This is a genomic window from Ramlibacter sp. AN1015 (assembly GCF_037726105.1).
Taxonomy (GTDB): Bacteria; Pseudomonadota; Gammaproteobacteria; order Burkholderiales; family Burkholderiaceae_C; genus Ramlibacter.
The window spans coordinates 109,608-125,514 of the sequence record NZ_JBBJUM010000004.1; the positions used below are offsets into that span (position 1 = coordinate 109,608).

At 70.3% G+C, this 15,907-nt stretch carries 12 protein-coding genes; 5 read left to right on the plus strand and 7 right to left on the minus strand.

Features of this window, described 5'->3' with window-relative positions; genetic code table 11:
• Positions 1-81: 81 nt before the first annotated feature.
• Both WG922_RS08175 and WG922_RS08180 read right to left on the minus strand, forming a co-directional pair.
• The gene (locus WG922_RS08175) at positions 82-756 is read right to left on the minus strand and encodes a BON domain-containing protein (RefSeq protein ID WP_340281964.1); all 675 of its coding nucleotides are present in this window, start codon (positions 754-756) and stop codon (positions 82-84) included.
• A 503-nt stretch (positions 757-1,259) separates the two neighbouring features.
• A complete protein-coding gene (locus WG922_RS08180; protein ID WP_340281965.1) occupies positions 1,260-1,895 on the minus strand; it encodes a hypothetical protein in 636 nt (211 codons plus the stop codon).
• A 1-nt stretch (position 1,896) separates the two neighbouring features.
• Between WG922_RS08180 and WG922_RS08185 the strand changes: the two genes are divergently transcribed.
• The 4 genes from WG922_RS08185 (at position 1,897) to WG922_RS08200 (ending at position 7,421) form a co-directional block, all read left to right on the plus strand.
• Positions 1,897-2,226, plus strand: coding sequence for a hypothetical protein (locus WG922_RS08185; RefSeq protein ID WP_340281966.1), 330 nt, complete (start codon positions 1,897-1,899; stop codon positions 2,224-2,226).
• Positions 2,227-2,743: 517 nt separating this feature from the next.
• Entirely contained in the window at positions 2,744-4,630 is a 1,887-nt protein-coding gene (locus WG922_RS08190; protein ID WP_340281967.1) for a TonB-dependent receptor plug domain-containing protein, read from the plus strand.
• Positions 4,627-5,211: a YfiR family protein gene (locus WG922_RS08195; protein WP_340281968.1), complete on the plus strand. Its 585-nt coding sequence runs from the start codon at positions 4,627-4,629 to the stop codon at positions 5,209-5,211. The genes WG922_RS08190 and WG922_RS08195 overlap by 4 nt, the downstream gene beginning before the upstream one ends.
• Positions 5,208-7,421: an ATP-binding protein gene (locus WG922_RS08200; protein ID WP_340281969.1), complete on the plus strand. Its 2,214-nt coding sequence runs from the start codon at positions 5,208-5,210 to the stop codon at positions 7,419-7,421. Before WG922_RS08195 ends, WG922_RS08200 begins: the two co-directional genes overlap by 4 nt.
• Before the next feature lie 28 nt (positions 7,422-7,449).
• Here WG922_RS08200 and nth read toward each other — a convergent pair whose 3' ends face one another.
• Complete coding sequence (nth, locus tag WG922_RS08205) at positions 7,450-8,100, minus strand: endonuclease III (RefSeq protein WP_340281970.1); 651 nt, start codon at positions 8,098-8,100, stop codon at positions 7,450-7,452.
• Positions 8,097-9,011 carry a LysR family transcriptional regulator gene (locus tag WG922_RS08210; RefSeq protein ID WP_340281971.1) on the minus strand — a complete coding sequence of 305 codons (915 nt, stop codon included), beginning with the start codon at positions 9,009-9,011 and terminating at the stop codon, positions 8,097-8,099. Before WG922_RS08210 ends, nth begins: the two co-directional genes overlap by 4 nt.
• Positions 9,012-9,135: 124 nt before the next feature.
• On the opposite strand from WG922_RS08210, the gene WG922_RS08215 reads away from it, so the two are divergent.
• On the plus strand, positions 9,136-10,743 hold the full coding sequence (locus tag WG922_RS08215) for a gamma-glutamyltransferase family protein (RefSeq protein ID WP_340281972.1): 1,608 nt from the start codon (positions 9,136-9,138) through the stop codon (positions 10,741-10,743).
• 1,386 nt (positions 10,744-12,129) lie between these two features.
• Here the strand turns inward: WG922_RS08215 and galE are convergent.
• The 3 genes from galE to msbA form a co-directional block, all read right to left on the minus strand.
• Positions 12,130-13,149: a UDP-glucose 4-epimerase GalE gene (galE, locus tag WG922_RS08220; protein ID WP_340281973.1), complete on the minus strand. Its 1,020-nt coding sequence runs from the start codon at positions 13,147-13,149 to the stop codon at positions 12,130-12,132.
• A 106-nt stretch (positions 13,150-13,255) separates the two neighbouring features.
• A complete protein-coding gene (locus tag WG922_RS08225; RefSeq protein ID WP_340281974.1) occupies positions 13,256-14,140 on the minus strand; it encodes a glycosyltransferase in 885 nt (294 codons plus the stop codon).
• On the minus strand, positions 14,088-15,902 hold the full coding sequence (gene msbA, locus WG922_RS08230; protein WP_340281975.1) for a lipid A export permease/ATP-binding protein MsbA: 1,815 nt from the start codon (positions 15,900-15,902) through the stop codon (positions 14,088-14,090). Before msbA ends, WG922_RS08225 begins: the two co-directional genes overlap by 53 nt.
• Positions 15,903-15,907 lie beyond the last annotated feature (5 nt).

Genomic DNA, 15,907 nt, shown 5'->3' on the forward strand with positions numbered 1-15,907 from the left:
GGGATCATGGTTATCTCCAGGTTATTGGTGGGAGGGAGCCCGCCGCCGCCAGGTGCGACGGGCGGTTGCTTCGACGAAGCGTCAGCGCTGGGCGTCGCCTCGGGCCCGCGAACCGACGGCGTCGCTGCCGGCGCCCATGGCGCTCGCCTGCTGCTGCCCGCGGTCCTCGGCATCCCCCGGCGTGGCGGACGCCTCCTTCACCTCGAGCTCGTTGTCCACCTGAGCGACGCCCTCGACCTCGCGCGCCAGACGCTCGGCGCGCTGCTTGGCCTCATCGCTGCGCACAGGTCCCTTCAGGGTGACCCGGCCATCGTTCGTGTCCACGTCGATCCGCATCGCGCTCAGCTCCTCGTCCTGGGCAAGCTGCGCGTTTACGCGGGCGGTCAGCTGCATGTCGCTGCGCTCGTCGGCCCGGTTCGCGTCCGGTGAACCGGCGGCGCCGGCGCCCGCCATCGAGGTATCCGGACGGCGCTCGGGTACGACGTTGTTCGCGGCCATGTTCCCGTGATAAGCGTCGGGCTGGCCCGCGGGCGCCGCGGCGGTGTGCTGGTCCAGCGCGCGCGGCGCGGACTGCTGGGGTGCGGTACCGGTTTCCGACGCCGGCGGCGCCATCGGCTCCCGCTGGGATTGCTGCTGTGGCGCCGGGACGATCGCCTGGTCGGCGGTGTCTGCGCCGCGATCGCCGCAACCGGCGAGTGCAAACAGCACGGCCACGGAAGAAGCGGCGGCCGCATGGTGAATACGCATGTGCTTCATGAATTGATCTCCTTGTCGTTCGGCACCGCCGGCTGGCAGTGGCATAGCGGTCGTGCCATGACGTCATCGTGGCGCAGGCCGGGTACACAGCCCGACCGCCCGTGGCGGATAGGGTCGTAGGACCGGCAGACCGAGGGGGGCCGGCGGCGGTTGCCACGCCTGTGGGCGATGTTCGACGGATCCACCCTGCGTCTGCGGCTCATTGCAGCGCGCGTGGCGCCGCGAAGGCCCGGCAGAGGGGTGTGCGGGGGCGTGCCGGGCAGGTCGCCGGCCGTAGGACGAGGCCGGCGCGCAACCGGTTGGAAAGCGTGCAGGAGCGCCTGTGTAGAACGCTTCGAAGGTGGTTCATGCGTTCCGTGCTGTGCCGCTTCAGTTCCCAGCGCGGGAAGAGCCGTTCAGCGCCCGTGAACTGCTGCAATGTCGAATCCCACAGCGAGTGCGTTCGAACGTAACGGTCGGCCCTTTGCTGAGCCCTGATCTGGAACGAAAGTTAGCGCCACCGTTTACACGCCGTCGCACGCGCTCGGGGGTCGTCCGCACCATGCAGGGTCCGCTCGGCGCACCTCGGAACACCACGCTTTCGAAGTCGCCGGTCTTCCACCCGCAACAGTGAAACCCGCCATGAAATTCAAGCCTTCCTTGCTGATCATCTCCATGGGCCTCGCCACCGGCCTTGCCACTGCGCAGGCTGCCGGCAGCAGTTCCGCCAGCGGCAGCACCCCGGGTGCTGCGGCGAGCACCACCGCGCCGGCGAGCAGCGGCTCCGGCACCTCCACCATGGGCGCCGGATCGTCGTCGGCAACGCCATCGACCGGCGCCGGCGCAATCAGCACGCCCGTGCCCTCCGCGGGTGCCTCCACCACCACCCCGGACACCAGCACCTTGGGCGCAGGATCGTCCGCCTCCGGTGCCGCGGGTAGCGGGGCAGGGACGGCAGGCACCGGCTCCAGCACCTTGGGTTCCGGCGCTTCTTCGACGGGCGCCAGCAGCACGATGCCGAGCGCGACCCCGGGCGCTTCCGGCTCCGGCACGCTGGGTGCCGGCTCCGCGCCGGGCGCCAGCGGCACGTCCGCCGGCTCCGCGACTTCCGGCACTGCCGGCACCTCCACCACCTTACCCGGCGCGGCGGGCTCCAGCACCTTGGGCGCGGCCGCCAGCCAGGCGCATGTCCAGAAGCTGCAAAGCGCTGCGGACGAACTGCGTGAGTCGGTGCAGACGCTGCAAACGGCCAGCGGCAGCAGCCGTGACGATGCCCTGCGCAAGGCCGAAAAGGCGGTGCAGGATTCGCAGGAAGCGCTGCGCGAGATGCGTACCGCAGGCGGCGCCTCCGGCAGCGGCGCCATGGGCGCCGGCGCGGCGACGGGCACCCCGTCGAGCAGCGGCGCCGGGACGACTGGCACTGGAACTGGAAGCGGCACGGGAACGGGCACCGGCACGGGCTCGGGCACCACGGGAACTCCCACCCGCTGACCCCAGCCTGCGGCAGCAGGCGCCGCGCCGGCTGCGTTAATCGACGCCACCTGCGCGGTGGGCTTTTCCGGCAGCCACCTACGCGGTGGCAATTCAGATAGCGCCACCCACGCGGTGGCGTTCTCATGTGCGCCGTGCTGCACGAGCGAAGGCATCGCGATTACGGCGGCATGTCCTGCGCGCGCTGCTCAGGCGGTTTCGTCCCGTAGAGGCGGTGGCAAGTCGGGTGCGCAGGAGGCGACTGCAGCTGCGTCGCTCCACGGGGCGTCTCTTCGGAGCGAACCAGCCATCTCTAGCCGTTTCGCACCGCGCGTGCGCCGGCGTCTTCGCAGCGCCGCTACCTTTCCCCGCCGCGCGCCTGCCCACGGAAGCGCCGGACGCGCGGTGACGCCTGGGCGTCGAGCAGGCATCGCCTGCCGATTCTTGTCATTTCGTTGTAGGACAAACCCGAGTCCTGTCGTGCTAGGCCCGAAAGGTCGGCTCGGCAAACGTACCATTGCGCCCCTCAGGAGCATGCATGCGGCGCTTACCAGGCGGTTTGATATCGGTCATCGTAGCGGCGCCACTATCGGTGTGGGGCGGCGAGCACACCGCCTTGCGGCAGCTGGCCGACCTCAGTCTGGAGCAACTCGCCGAGGTGCGCGTCACCTCGGTTTCGGGCCGGGCGGAGCGCCTGCAGGAGGCGCCCGCGTCGGTCTACGTGATCACCGCGACCGACATCCGGCGCTCCGCTGCGACCAGCCTGCCCGAGGTGCTGCGGCTCGCCCCGAACCTGCAGGTGGCGCAGGTCAACGCCGGCATCTGGGCCATCAGCGCGCGCGGCGGCAACACCGCCATCGCCAACAAGCTGCTGGTGCTGCTCGACGGGCGCACGCTTTATTCGACGCTTTTCGCCGGCGTGATCTGGGACATGCACGACGTGGTGCTCGAAGATATCGAGCGCATCGAGGTGGTGAGCGGGCCCGGCGGAACGCTCTGGGGGGCCAACGCCGTCAACGGCGTCATCAATATCGTGACCCGCTCCGCTGCCCAGACGCACGGGGCACTGGTGTCCGTGCTGCGCTCGCACAGCGGCGGCCGGGAAGCCTTGCGGTGGGGCGGCACGGTCGGACCGGCGCACGTGCGGGTATGGGGCCTGGCTACGGACAACGGCGCCACGACCCGCCTGGACGGCACCGACCGCGAAGATGCGCGCTCGCGTCGGCAGGTCGGCTTCCGCGCCGACTGGACCGGCACGTCCGGGCACCTCACGCTGATCGGCGACCTCGCGCGCGCCGGAGACGGCGAGGCCACGCGCGATGCCCCCAACCACCATAACGGCAGCCTGCTCGCCCGCTGGGCCGGCCGCCTGGGCGACGGGTCCGCGTATTCGCTGCAGGGCTACACCGCGCTGGCCGAGCGCGACGAGCGCATCGCGCTGAACAACCGATCGCGCGTGCACGACCTCGAGTTCCGCCACGAACCCCGACTCGCCACCGGCGGCAAGCTGCTGTGGGGCTTCGGCGCGCGGCAGGCCGACGACATCAATACGCCGACGCAGCTGGTGGCTCTGGAGCCGGCCGACCGCACGTTGCGCTGGGCCCACCTGTTCGTGCAGCACCAGCGCGCCCTGTCGGCCCGCCTGACGCTGACCGCCGGGGTGAAGGCCGAGCGCAACAGCTACACCGGCCTGGAGTGGCTGCCCAACCTGCGGCTCGCCTGGCGCCACGAGCCCGACCAGACCAGCTGGGCCGCCGTGTCGCGCGCGGTGCGGGCGCCCTCGCGCATCGACCGCGACCTGCGCCTTCCCGGCTCACCGCCGTACTTCATCGCCGGGGGACCGAACTTCCGCTCGGAAGTGGCCACCGTGCTGGAAGTCGGACACCACGGCCGGGTGCGGGACGGACTGACCTGGTCGGCGACGCTGTTCCACCAGCGCTACGACGGCTTGCGCGCCGGCATTCCTGGGCAGCTGCCGGCCACGGTCGAGAACCTCGTCGATGGCTATGTGCAGGGCGTCGAGGCCTGGTCGCGCTGGCAGATGACGCGCGACTGGCGGCTCGAAGCCGGTGGGCTGGTGCAGCGCAAGCGGCTGCGCCATCCGCTCGAACCCGGGCGCACGGTCTTCCCCGACCTGGGCAACGATCCGCGCTCGCAATGGACGCTGCGCTCGCGCCACGACCTGCCCCGGCGCGTCGAGCTCGACCTGGCGCTGCGGCGCGTCGGCTCGCTGCCCGCGCCGGCGGTGCCGGCGTACACGGCGCTCGATCTGCGCCTTGCCCGCCAGGTCAGCCCGACGCTGCGGCTGGCGTTGCTTGGACAAAATCTGCTCGACGCACGGCACGTCGAATTTCCGTTGGACGCCACCGAGTCGCCGAGCCAGATCGGCCGCCGCCTCGCCTTCCAGATCGTCTGGACACCGTGATCGCAGGCCCGACGACCCCTACGTTGCGCTGGCGCCTGTATGCGCTGGCGTGCGTCGCCGCCGGCCTGCTGACGCTCGCCTGGGCCGGCAGTGCGCGTGCGCAGGCGGAAACGCTCCGCTCCAGTGCCGTCAAGGCGGCCTTCCTGTACCGCTTCACGAACTTCGTCGAATGGCCCCGCGCCGCGTTCAGCGGGGACGCACCGCTGGTGATTGCGGTGTGGCGCGATCCGGAAATCGCCGACGATCTTGAAGTGATCGTCGCGGGCCGCACGGCTCAGGGCCGCCCCGTCGTCGTGCGCCGTGTTCAGGAGCTCGCCGCAGCGTCCGGTGCACACGTGCTGTTCTTCGGACGAGGCCATCCGCGCCTGCGCGAGGCGCTTGCCTCCGCGCCGGGCGGACCGACCCTGCTGGTGACAGCCGAGGGCGATGCGCACCCGCCCGGCAGTGCACTCAACCTCGAGCGCGGCTCCGACGGGCGGGTGCGCTTTACCGCCTCGCCGGATGCCGCCGCGGCGCGTGGCCTGCACCTGAGCGCGCGGCTGCTGTCCAGCGCGCGGGCCGTGGAGGGCCGTGCGCGATGAAGACGCTGCGCGAGAGGCTCGACCGCATCCTCACCCGCAGCACCCTGCTGGCACTCACGGTGACCGGGCTGCTGCTGCTGACGTTCGCCCACACACGCGAGTTGCGCACGCTGCGCAACGCCGTCGGCACGCAGGCCGACATGGTCGCCCTGGCCAGCGTGCCGGCACTTTCGTTCGACGACCCGCGCGAAGCCGGCGAGAACCTCGCAGCGCTGCGCGCCAACCCGAAGGTGGAGCTGGCGGCGCTGTACGACGAGGAGGGGCGGCTGTTTGCCGTCTATCGGCCCAATGGCGGCCCCGCACCGCCCGAGCGGGTGCCGGCGGTTGGCGAGCGCGAACGCCTCAGCTGGCGCTCCCTGGTGGTGGCGCGCACAGTGTCCGTGGACGGTGAGCGCGTGGGTACCCTGCTGCTGCAGGTGCAGCATGGGCTGCCCTGGGCGGCATTCGAGTTCATGCTGGTCCTGGCGATGGTGATGGCGGCCAGCCTGGCTGCCGCGCTGCTGCTGTCGCGCCGCCTGCATCAGCAGGTGATCCAGCCACTGCGCGCGGTAAGCGACGTGGCCCGCGAGATCCTCAGCGGGCGCATGCGGCGCCTGCAGGGGCCGGCCAGCCAGGACGAGGAGGTGCGCTCGCTCATCGACGCGTTCAACGCCATGCTCGACGAACTGGAGCTGCGCGCGCGCACCCTGCAGTCGGCCAACGAGGCGCTGCGCGTGAGCGAGGCGCGCTACCAGCTTGCGGTGCGCGGCTCCAGTGCGGGCCTGTGGGACTGGGACGTGCGTACCGGCGGGGTGTTCTACGCACCGCGCTTCAAGGCCCTGCTGGGGTATTCCGAGGATGCCTTTCCGAACACGCCCGCGCTGGTGCGCGAATCGCTGCACCCCGAGGACCGCTCTCGCGTAATGGAGGCGCTGCGCGGGCACCTGGCGGCGCGCCAGCCGTTCCAGCTCGAGTGCCGGTTGCGCCATCGCGATGTCGGCTGGCGCTGGTTCCTGGTGACCGGCATGGCCGAGCGCGACGCGGGCGGGCGGGCCTTCCGCATGGCCGGCTCCATCGTGGATGTCACCGAGCGCAAGGAGGCCGAGCAGGTGCTGCAGGACGCCAACCGGGCCAAGGACGAGTTCCTCGCCACGCTGGCGCACGAGCTGCGCAACCCCCTCGCGCCGATCCGCAGCGGCCTGGACATCCTGAAGAAGGACAGCGCCAACGGACCCGCGTCGCAGCGGGCTCGGCAGACCATGGAAAGGCAACTCCTGCACATGATCCGCCTCGTTGACGACCTTCTCGATATCTCGCGCATCAACAGCGGGAAAATCCACCTTGCCATGGAGCGGTTGCGGATGGCCGAGGTCGTCGAAACGGCGGTCGAACTGAGCCGCCCGGCGATCGCCGCCGGCGCGCACGAGCTCGTGGTGCAGCTGCCGGAGCACCACGTCGAACTCCTGGGCGACGCCACGCGGCTCGCGCAGGCCCTGGGCAATCTGCTGAACAACGCGGCCAAGTACACGCCCCGGGGCGGCCGCATCGAAGTCGCCATGCGGCAGGAAGGACAGGACGCTGTGATCGAAGTACGCGACAACGGGCTGGGCATTCCCCAGCCGATGCTGGACCGGGTGTTCTCGCTCTTCACCCAGGTGGACCGGCGCATGGAGCGCGCACAGGGTGGCCTGGGGATCGGCCTGTACCTCGTGCGCAGCCTGATCGAGATGCACCGCGGAACCGTGGTGGCCGCGAGCCCGGGGCCGAACCAGGGCAGCACGTTCACCGTGCGCCTGCCGTGCCTCGCACCCGCAGGTGAGCGCACGGACCCTGCGGCCGGCGGCGGGTCGGCGCCGGCCCCGGCCGGGTGCCGCGTGCTGGTGGTGGATGACAACGTCGATGCGGCCGAGACGCTGGTGACCGTCATGGAGATGCTGGGCCACGAGGCGCGTGCCATGCACGACGGCGAGGCCGCACTCGCGCAGGCCGCCGACTTCGCGCCCGACCTGGTGCTGCTGGACATCGGCCTGCCGGGGCTCGACGGATACGAAGTGGCGCGCCGCATGCGCGCCGACGCACGGCTGCAGCAGGCGATGCTGGTGGCGCTCACCGGCTGGGGCAGCGACGAGGACCGGCGCCGCGCCCGCGAAGCCGGCTTCGACCGGCACCTCACCAAGCCGGTGGATGTCGCGGCACTCGAGCCGCTGCTGGCGCAGGTGGCGCGCCGCTGAAAGCAGCCGCGATTCGCGCGCGGCCCGCTCAGTTCCGACCAGGCGGGGCGGGGGTCTTGGGCCGGTACGCGCAGTACCGCGCCACGGCGCACTCCCAGCACCGCGGCGTGCGCGCGACGCAGACGTAGCGCCCGTGCAGGATGAGCCAGTGGTGCGCGTCGGCGACGTAGGCCGGCGGCACGCGCCGCAGCAGCTTCTGCTCGACTTCGAGGGGGTTCTTGCCGGGTGCGAGGCCGGTGCGGTTGGCGACCCGGAAGATGTGGGTGTCCACCGCCATGGTCGCTTCGCCGAAGGCCACGTTGAGCACCACGTTGGCAGTCTTGCGGCCGACGCCGGGCAGCGCTTCCAGTTCCTCGCGCGTGCGCGGCACCTCGCCGCCGTGGCGCTCGACGAGCAGTCGGCAGGTCTCCATCAGATTGCGCGCCTTGGTGCGGTAGAGGCCGATCGTCTTGAGGTAGTCCTCCAGGCGCTCGGGGCCCAGCGCAAGGACCGCCTGCGGCGTCGGGGCCACGGGAAACAGGCGGCGCGTGGCCTTGTTCACTCCCGCATCGGTGGCCTGGGCCGACAGCAGCACCGCGGCCAGCAACTCGAACACGCTCGTGTACTCCAGCTCGGTCTGCGGGCTGGGGTTGGCCGCGGCCAGCGTGGCGAAGAACGGCTCGATGTCCTGCTTTTTCATGGGGGTCGAGTGTAGGCAGGCGCCCGCTCGTGCCCGCCGGGCGCAAGCCGCGCGCGCAGCTGGTGGCCCACGGCGGCGACCAGCGCGAGCTTGTCGCCTTCGCGCCGGTGCACCAGCGCGATGCGGCGCTCCTCGGCCCGTTCGATGGCCAGCACGCGCAGCCGCGCATCCTGCGCCCACCGCGCCTCGTGCAGCAGGGGCAGCACCGCAATGCCCAGCCCGGCCCGCACCAGCTCGACGATGCCCTCGACCGTGTTGAGCGCCAGCAGCTCCTGAGGACGCACGCGCAGCCTGCGCAAGGTGCGCTCGACCAGCTGGCCGGTGTGCTGGCTCGGATCGAACCGGATGAACGGGTGCCGCTGCAGCAGCCCGCGCGGCGCCGCATCTTCGAGCGCGCGTGGCACCAGGAGCACCATCGGTTCGGCATAGAGCGGCGACCACGCGAGCTCGGGGGGCGCGGACCCCGGCTCGCGCACCACGACCGCCGCGTCGAGCTCGCCGGCGGTCACCGCTGCCACCAGGTCCAGCGATTTCGCCGCCGAGACGTGCAGGTCGAGCGCGGGGTGGCGCTCCTTGAGCGCCAGCGTGGCCTGCAGCAGCACCCGCACGGCCGACACCACCGCGCCGAGATGCAGGCTGCCCGCCATCGCGTCTGGTGCGGCCGGCAGGGCCAGCATCTGTTCGTACTGGCGCACCAGCCGCTGCACCTGCGGCACCAGCTCCCTGCCGGCGTCGTTGAGCACCACGGCCTTGCCCTGACGCTCGAAAAGCGGCCGGCGCAGCTCGGACTCGAACGTGCGCATCTGCTGGCCGACGGCAGCCTGCGTCAGCGCGACGCGCTGGGCCGCGCCGGCGAACGAGCCTTCGGCGGCGACGGCCAGGAAGGTCTTCAGGAGTCGGATGCTGCCCATGGCTGGCATGCTAAAGCCTATCTTTAGCGTTGCTAAAGCAATATTCGCTTTTGCTTTTGGTTTGCGCTTTTCATAATGGCCGGGCAGGCCCGCTTCGTGCCCGCAACGCCAGGACATCACCGACATGCACTTCGACTTCCGCAACCCCTACCCCTCGACCCGGCTTCCGGTCTTCGCGCGCAATGCCGTCGCCACCTCGCACCCGCTGGCCGCCCAGGCCGGCCTGCGCATGCTGGCGCAGGGCGGCAACGCAGTGGATGCAGCAGTGGCCGCGGCGGCGGCCATGACCATCTGCGAGCCGGTGAGCAACGGGTTGGGAAGCGACGCCTTCGCGATCCTCTGGGACGGCAAGGCACTGCATGGGCTCAACGCCTCCGGGCGCGCGCCGCGGGCCTGGACGCCGGAGTACTTCCAGCGCAAGTACGGGGAAGCTGCCACGCCGCCGCGCCGTGGCATCGACTCGGTCACCGTGCCGGGCGCGATCGCGGGCTGGGTCGCCTTGTCCGAGCGGTTCGGCAAGCTGCCGTTCGCCGACCTGCTGCAGCCGGCCATCGAGATTGCCGAGCGTGGCTACCTGCTTCCCGTCGTGGTGCAACAGAAGTGGGCCGCGGCGATTCCCGAACTCGGCAGGCAGCCCGGCTTTTCCGAGGCTTTCCTGCCCTGGGGCCGCGCTCCGGCAGTGGGTGAGCTGTTCCAGTTCAAGGCCGCTGCGCGCGCGCTGCGGGCCATCGCCGACACGCGAGGGACCGCTTTCTACGGCGGCGAGATCGCGCAGGCCGTGGAGCGCTTCGCGCGCGAGCACGGCGGCGCGATCACGGCCGGCGACTTCGCGAGCTTCGAGCCGGAGTGGGTCGCACCCATCGGCCGCGACTACCGGGGCTACACGCTGCACGAGATTCCCCCGAACGGGCAGGGCATCGCGGCGCTGATCGCCCTGGGCATTCTCGAGAAGTTCGACGTCGGCGCTCTCGCTGTCGATGGCGCCGACTCGCAGCACCTGCAGATCGAAGCCATGAAGCTGGCCTTTGCAGACGTGTACCGCTACGTGGCCGAACCCTCCAGCATGGAGGTGACGCCGGAGCAGATGCTCGACGACGCCTACCTCGCAAGTCGCGCCCGCCTCATCGACATGCGCCGCGCCCAGGACTTCGGCGCCGGCAATCCCGTCAAGGGCGGCACCATCTACCTGACCGCCGCCGACGAGGACGGCATGATGGTGAGCTTCATCCAGAGCAACTACGCCGGCTTCGGGTCGGGCTGCGTCGAGCCGACCTTCGGCATCAGCCTGCAAAACCGCGGCCACGCCTTCAGCCTGCGTCCCGGCCCCAACCAGGTCGCTCCTGGCAAGCGCCCGTTCCACACCATCATCCCGGCCTTCCTCACGCGCGGCGGCCAGCCGGTCATGAGCTTCGGCGTGATGGGCGCCAACATGCAGCCGCAGGGCCACATGCAGACGCTGGTGCGCATGATCGACTACGCGCAGAACCCGCAGGCGGCGTGCGATGCGCCGCGCTGGCGATTCAATGCCGGCCTGGAGATCAACGTCGAGCAGCAGATGGACGCCACCACGGTGCGGCAGTTGTCCGAGCGCGGACACCGCGTGGAGGTGATCCAGGACAGCTATCAGGACTTCGGCGCCGGTCAGTTCATCTGGCGGGCCGGGGACCCGAAGGTGCAGGGGTATGTGTGCGCTAGTGATCCGCGCAGGGATGGGGCGGTGGCGGGGTTTTGATCCGCGGGCTGCGGCTGCGGCTGCGGCTGCGGGGTGGTGGCGTCGTACGGTGTCTCGTCTCGTCTCGTCTCGTCTCGTCGCATGCATCGCATCGCATCGCATCGCATCGCGTGCGTCGAGGAGTGTCATTTCTCCCGTGGTGTTTCCGCGTCGTTGTTTGTGTAGTTGAAGTGAAGTGCCGGGAGTTCGCCCCGGCGGGCGACCTACTTTCTTTGCTTCGCCAAAGAAAGTAGGCAAAGAAAGGCGACCCCGGTGTCTGCGACCCCTGAGGCCCTTGCGGGCCGCAGGGGCGACCTGCGGTGCTCGGTCGGCGGGGGAAGCGCGCGAACTCGCCCTGCGGGCTCAGACATGCGCGCTTCTTTTTCCCCGCCGCCCTGCGCGCCGCAGGCGCAGCCACAGGGGAGGGAGAGACCCCGGCGGGCCATCGCTGCGCTCGGCCCCGGCGCTCGCCGGAGTTGATCGGTGCTGCGAGCGGTAACGAGCAAGCCGCACCATTCCGAGCCATTCACATAACGAAGTCCACGCTGACGTGCCGTGTGAAGCCGGGCCGCGATTCGAGTGGCTGCCTCTCATGTGTTGCGTCTCGACTTGGATGTTCTTGTAGTTGAAGAGAGGAGCCGGGAGTTCGCCCCGGCGGGCGACCTACTTTCTTTGCTTCGCCAAAGAAAGTAGGCAAAGAAAGGCGACCCCGGTGTCTGCGGCCCCTGAGGCCCTGTCGGGCCGCAGGGGCGACCTGCGGTGCTCGGTCGGCGGGGGAAGCGCGCAAACTCGCCCTGCGGGCTCAGACACGCGCGCTTCTTTTTCCCCGCCGCCCTGCGCGCCACAGGCGCAGCCACAGGGGGGCAGAGGGGCCCCGACAGGCCATCGCTGCGCTCGGCCCACTAGTCGACTCAACGCTGGGGCTTTCGCTGCGATCGAGCGCCTTGACCGACCCGCTCCCAGGTACGCCACGCCACGCCACGCCACGCCACGCCAACGCCGACCGCATACCAGAACCGAGCACGAAGGACACGGCCGCAGGCCGTGTTGATCCCAAAGCCCGTGTGTCTGCGCCTGCGCCGGGCGGCTTCGGCCGGAAAAAGGGCCGCGCATGTCTGAGCCCGCAGGGCGAGTTTGCGCGGACCCCGGCCGAAGGCGTTCGGCGCAGGTCGCCCCGTAGCGCAGCGAAGGGGTCGCAGACAGTCGGGTCGCCTTTCTTTGCCTACTTTCTTTGGCGAAGCAAAGAAAGTAGGTCGCCCGCCGGGGCGAGACCCGGCACGCCGCGAAAGCAAGCAGCGTCAGGCCAGTAGCCACCACCTCTCGCCATGAGCCTCAGACGCGAGACGCGAGAAGCGGGATGCGGGATGCGGGATGCGGGATGCGGGATGCGAGAAGCGGAATGCACCTTCAGCCCCCGCTGCGAGCTCGCTCCTGCGCCTGCCGCTGCTCCCATTGCCACGCATGTGCCAGGATGGTGTCGAGGTCCGGGTGCTGCGGCACCCAGCCGAGCACCTTTCGCGCGTGCGCGCTCTCGGCGACCAGCACCGGCGGGTCACCGGCGCGGGGCGGGGCGTCCTGCACCGGCAAAGGGTGGCCGGTGACCCGGCGCGCCGCCTCGATCACCTGCGTCACCGAATAGCCCGTTCCGTTGCCCAGGTTCAGCCGCTGGGTGGCGCCGCCGTCGGCCAGATAGCGCAGCGCCAGCAGGTGGGCGCTGCACAGGTCCTGGACGTGGATGTAATCGCGGATGCAGGAGCCGTCGGGCGTGCCGTGGTCAGTGCCGAAACGGGAGATGAAGGGCCGCCGGCCTGAGGCCACCTGCAGCACCAGCGGGATGAGGTGCGTCTCCGGGTCGTGGCGCTCGCCGAGACTGCCGTCCGGGTGCGCACCGGCGGCGTTGAAGTAGCGCAGGGCGACCGAGCGCAGGCCATGGGCGTGGGCGTAGTCCTCCAGCATGTACTCCACCGCGAGCTTGCTGTGGCCGTAGGGATTGATGGGCCGGCAGGGGTGCGACTCGGAGATCGGCACCTCGACGGGGTTGCCGAAGACGGCGGCGGTGGACGAGAAGATGAACTCTGCGATGCCGTGCTCGCGCATGGCGTCCAGCAGCACCAGGGTCTGCACCACGTTGTTGCGCCAGTACTTGCCCGGGTCCTGCGTCGATTCGCCCACCAGGCTGGCGGCGGCGAAGTGCATCACGCAGGCGGGGCGCGTCTCGGCCAGCACCTTGCGCAGGAAGGCCGCGTCGCCCAGTTCGCCGACGTGCAGCTCCTCGGGGAGCACGGCGTCGCGGTAGCCCGTCGCAAGGTTGTCGATCACCACGGGGCGCAGCCCGTTGTCGCGCAGCATGCGCACCATGTGCGAGCCGATGTAGCCGCACCCCCCCACGACCAGGACCGCGCCGCGGTCCAGTTCTGTTGACGCCATCGATTCCTCCCTCGTTGGAGGGCCGGATGATAGGAGGGATCGGGGTGCCGTGGGCCCGGCTGCATGCGGTCTCTGCACCGGGCCGGGCCTCGCGCAGAGGCGCCGCTCAGCGCACCAGGCGGTAGTGCTTGTGGCTGAGGTCCCAGCCGAACGCGCGCTCCAGCAGCATGGAGACGCGGTGCTTGCGCTCGCGGCGGGTGAGGGCGTGCTGTGGATCCAGCGCGAACTCGGTTTCGGCTTCTTCGGCCAGCCAGCCGGCGATGACAGCCGGGTGGGTGCCGGTGAAAGGCGCCAGCGCCCGGGGATCGATGCGGCCGTAGTGCGACGAGGGCGCGGCCTTGGACCAGTACCGGCTGACCTGGTCCAGCTTGCGCTGCATGTAGTCGTGCCGCCGCACGTGTCCGTAGTGGTAGATGTGGGCGTCGGCGGGTGCGGCACGCGGATAGCGGGGCCGGCGGTGCGTGGAGGTGACGAGCCAGTACTGTCCGTCGGGCGCGTAGCTGCGGATGGTGTTGCGGATCAGGCGGCACTCGCGCCGGTACCAGGCCGGGCTGGTGGCGATCTGCGAGGGCACGCCGTAGAAGTGGTAGTAGTCGAACACCAGCGCCTCCACGTCCTGGTCGGGGTGGTGCCGCTCCACGCTTCGGCGGATGCGGTCGATCTCGCCCTCGTGCACCAGTTCGTCCCCTTCGAGGTAGAAGGCCCAGTCGCCGGTGCAGGCGTACTGGGCGATCATCTTCTGCTGCGCATAGACGAAACCGCGCTCTTCCATGCGCTCGTTCCACACGGTCTCGAGAATGCGGATGCGGCTGTCGCCGATGGCGCGGATGCGCTCGAGCGTGTCGTCGCTGCTGCGCCCGACGACGACCACGAACTCATCGACCAGCGGCAGCAGGGAGCGGATCGACTCGACGAAGGGGTAGCCGAGCAGAACCCCGTTACGGATGAAGGTGAACCCGCTGATCGTGGGGCGCTCGGTGCTGGTGCTCATGGCTGCCGGAGGGTGGGTTGTTGCTGTTGTCTTCGGCGGCGTGGGCCTGGTGCAGGCGCCGGTAGAGCCCGTCGTGGGCGACCAGCTCGGCGTGCGTTCCCTGCTCGACGATGCGCCCGCGCTCGAGCACGACGATGCGGTCGGCGCGCTCGATGGTGGACAGGCGGTGGGCGATGACCAGCGTGGTGCGATCGGCCATCAGCCGCGAGAGGGCCTGCTGCACCAGGCGCTCGGATTCGGTGTCGAGGGCCGATGTGGCTTCGTCGAGGATGAGCACCGGGGCGTCCTTGTAGAGCGCACGGGCGATCGCCAGGCGTTGCCGCTGCCCGCCCGAGAGCTGCGACGCGTTGTGGCCGAGCGGCGCGTCGATGCCCTGGGGCAGCGAGGCAATGTGGTCGCCCAGGTTCGCGGCCGCTATGCAGTCCTGCACCCGCGCCCGATCGATCGGCTGGCCAAGGGCGACGTTCTGCGCCACGGTGAGGTTCAGCATGACCGTCTCCTGGCTGACCAGCGCGATCTGCCGGCGAAGCGACTGCACGTCGAGGCTGCACACGTCCTGGCCGTCCAGCAAGACCCGTCCGCCACTGGGCTCGACGAAGCGCGGCAGCAGGCTGGCCAGCGTGGTCTTGCCACTGCCCGAAGGGCCCACCAGGGCGACGACTTCGCCCGGGGCGATGCTCAGGCTGAGCCCATCGAGCACCGGCGGGCCGTCGGGCGTGTAGCGCACGGTGACCTGGTCGAGCTCTATCCGTCCCGCGACCCGGTCCAGCCGACGCTCGCCGGTGGGCTCGGCCTGCAGCCCGTCCATGTAGTCGAGTCCACGGTTGATGGCTGCCATGCCCCGGGTGATGGGGTTGGACACCTCGGAGAGCCCCTTGAGTGGCGCGATGAGCATCAGCATGCCGGTGACGAAGGAGACGAAGCTGCCCACCGTCTCGCCGCTGCTGCTGCTTTGCCACAGCGCCAGCGCGATCACGGCAGAGAGCGTGGCGGCAGCAAGCATCTGGGTCAGCGGGGTCATGGCCGAGGCCGCCGCGGACGCTTTCATGTTGAGCTGGCGCAGACGGTTGCTCAGCACCGAGAAGCGTTGGACCTGGGCATCCTGGGCGCCGTGCAGCCGGATGATGCGGTGCGCCAGCACGTTCTCCTCGATCACATAGGCCAGTTCGTCGGTAGTGCCCTGGCTTTGCTGCGTCATGCGGTACATGCGCCGGCTGAACGTGCGCATGACCCACGCCACGCTCGGAAACAGCACGACGGCGAACAGCGACAGCTGCCAGTTGAGGTACAGCAGGAAGCCGATCAGGGCGATGAGGGTGAGGCTGTCCTTGGCGAGGCTGAGCAGCCCGTGCACCAGCTGGGTCACGCCGGTCTGCACCTCGTACACCATGGTGTTGGACAGCTGGCTGGACGTGTGCCGCGCCAGCTCGGGCATGGCGGCGGCCTGGGTGCGGGTGAACATGGTGTGCCGCAGTGCCATGACGCCGTCGTTGGCGATCTTCGCCAGCGCCATCTTGGCGACAAAGACACTGGCGCCGCGTACCGCGAACAGCCCGATCAGCACGATGGGGATCAGCCACACGGGAAGGCTGCTCTGGACGAATCCGCGGTCCAGCAGGGGCCCCAGCAGCGCGGGCACCACCGGTTCGGTGGCGGCGGCGATGGCGGTGGTGAAGACCGCCAGAGCCCAGACCCAGCGCTGCTGGCCGAAGTAGGGTTTCAGCCGCTCCCAGGAGCGGCGGATGGCCTGGGTGTTCAGCACGCGGG

Bases quoted from the DNA above. Each gene is read 5' to 3' on its own strand.
- WG922_RS08175 (WP_340281964.1), bottom strand. From the start codon at position 756: ATGAAGCACATGCGTATTCACCATGCGGCCGCCGCTTCTTCCGTGGCC.
- WG922_RS08190 (WP_340281967.1), top strand. From the start codon at position 2,744: ATGCGGCGCTTACCAGGCGGTTTGATATCGGTCATCGTAGCGGCGCCA.
- WG922_RS08200 (WP_340281969.1), top strand. From the start codon at position 5,208: ATGAAGACGCTGCGCGAGAGGCTCGACCGCATCCTCACCCGCAGCACC.
- nth (WP_340281970.1), bottom strand. From the start codon at position 8,100: ATGAAAAAGCAGGACATCGAGCCGTTCTTCGCCACGCTGGCCGCGGCC.
- WG922_RS08210 (WP_340281971.1), bottom strand. From the start codon at position 9,011: ATGGGCAGCATCCGACTCCTGAAGACCTTCCTGGCCGTCGCCGCCGAA.
- WG922_RS08215 (WP_340281972.1), top strand. From the start codon at position 9,136: ATGCACTTCGACTTCCGCAACCCCTACCCCTCGACCCGGCTTCCGGTC.
- galE (WP_340281973.1), bottom strand. From the start codon at position 13,149: ATGGCGTCAACAGAACTGGACCGCGGCGCGGTCCTGGTCGTGGGGGGG.
- WG922_RS08225 (WP_340281974.1), bottom strand. From the start codon at position 14,140: ATGAGCACCAGCACCGAGCGCCCCACGATCAGCGGGTTCACCTTCATC.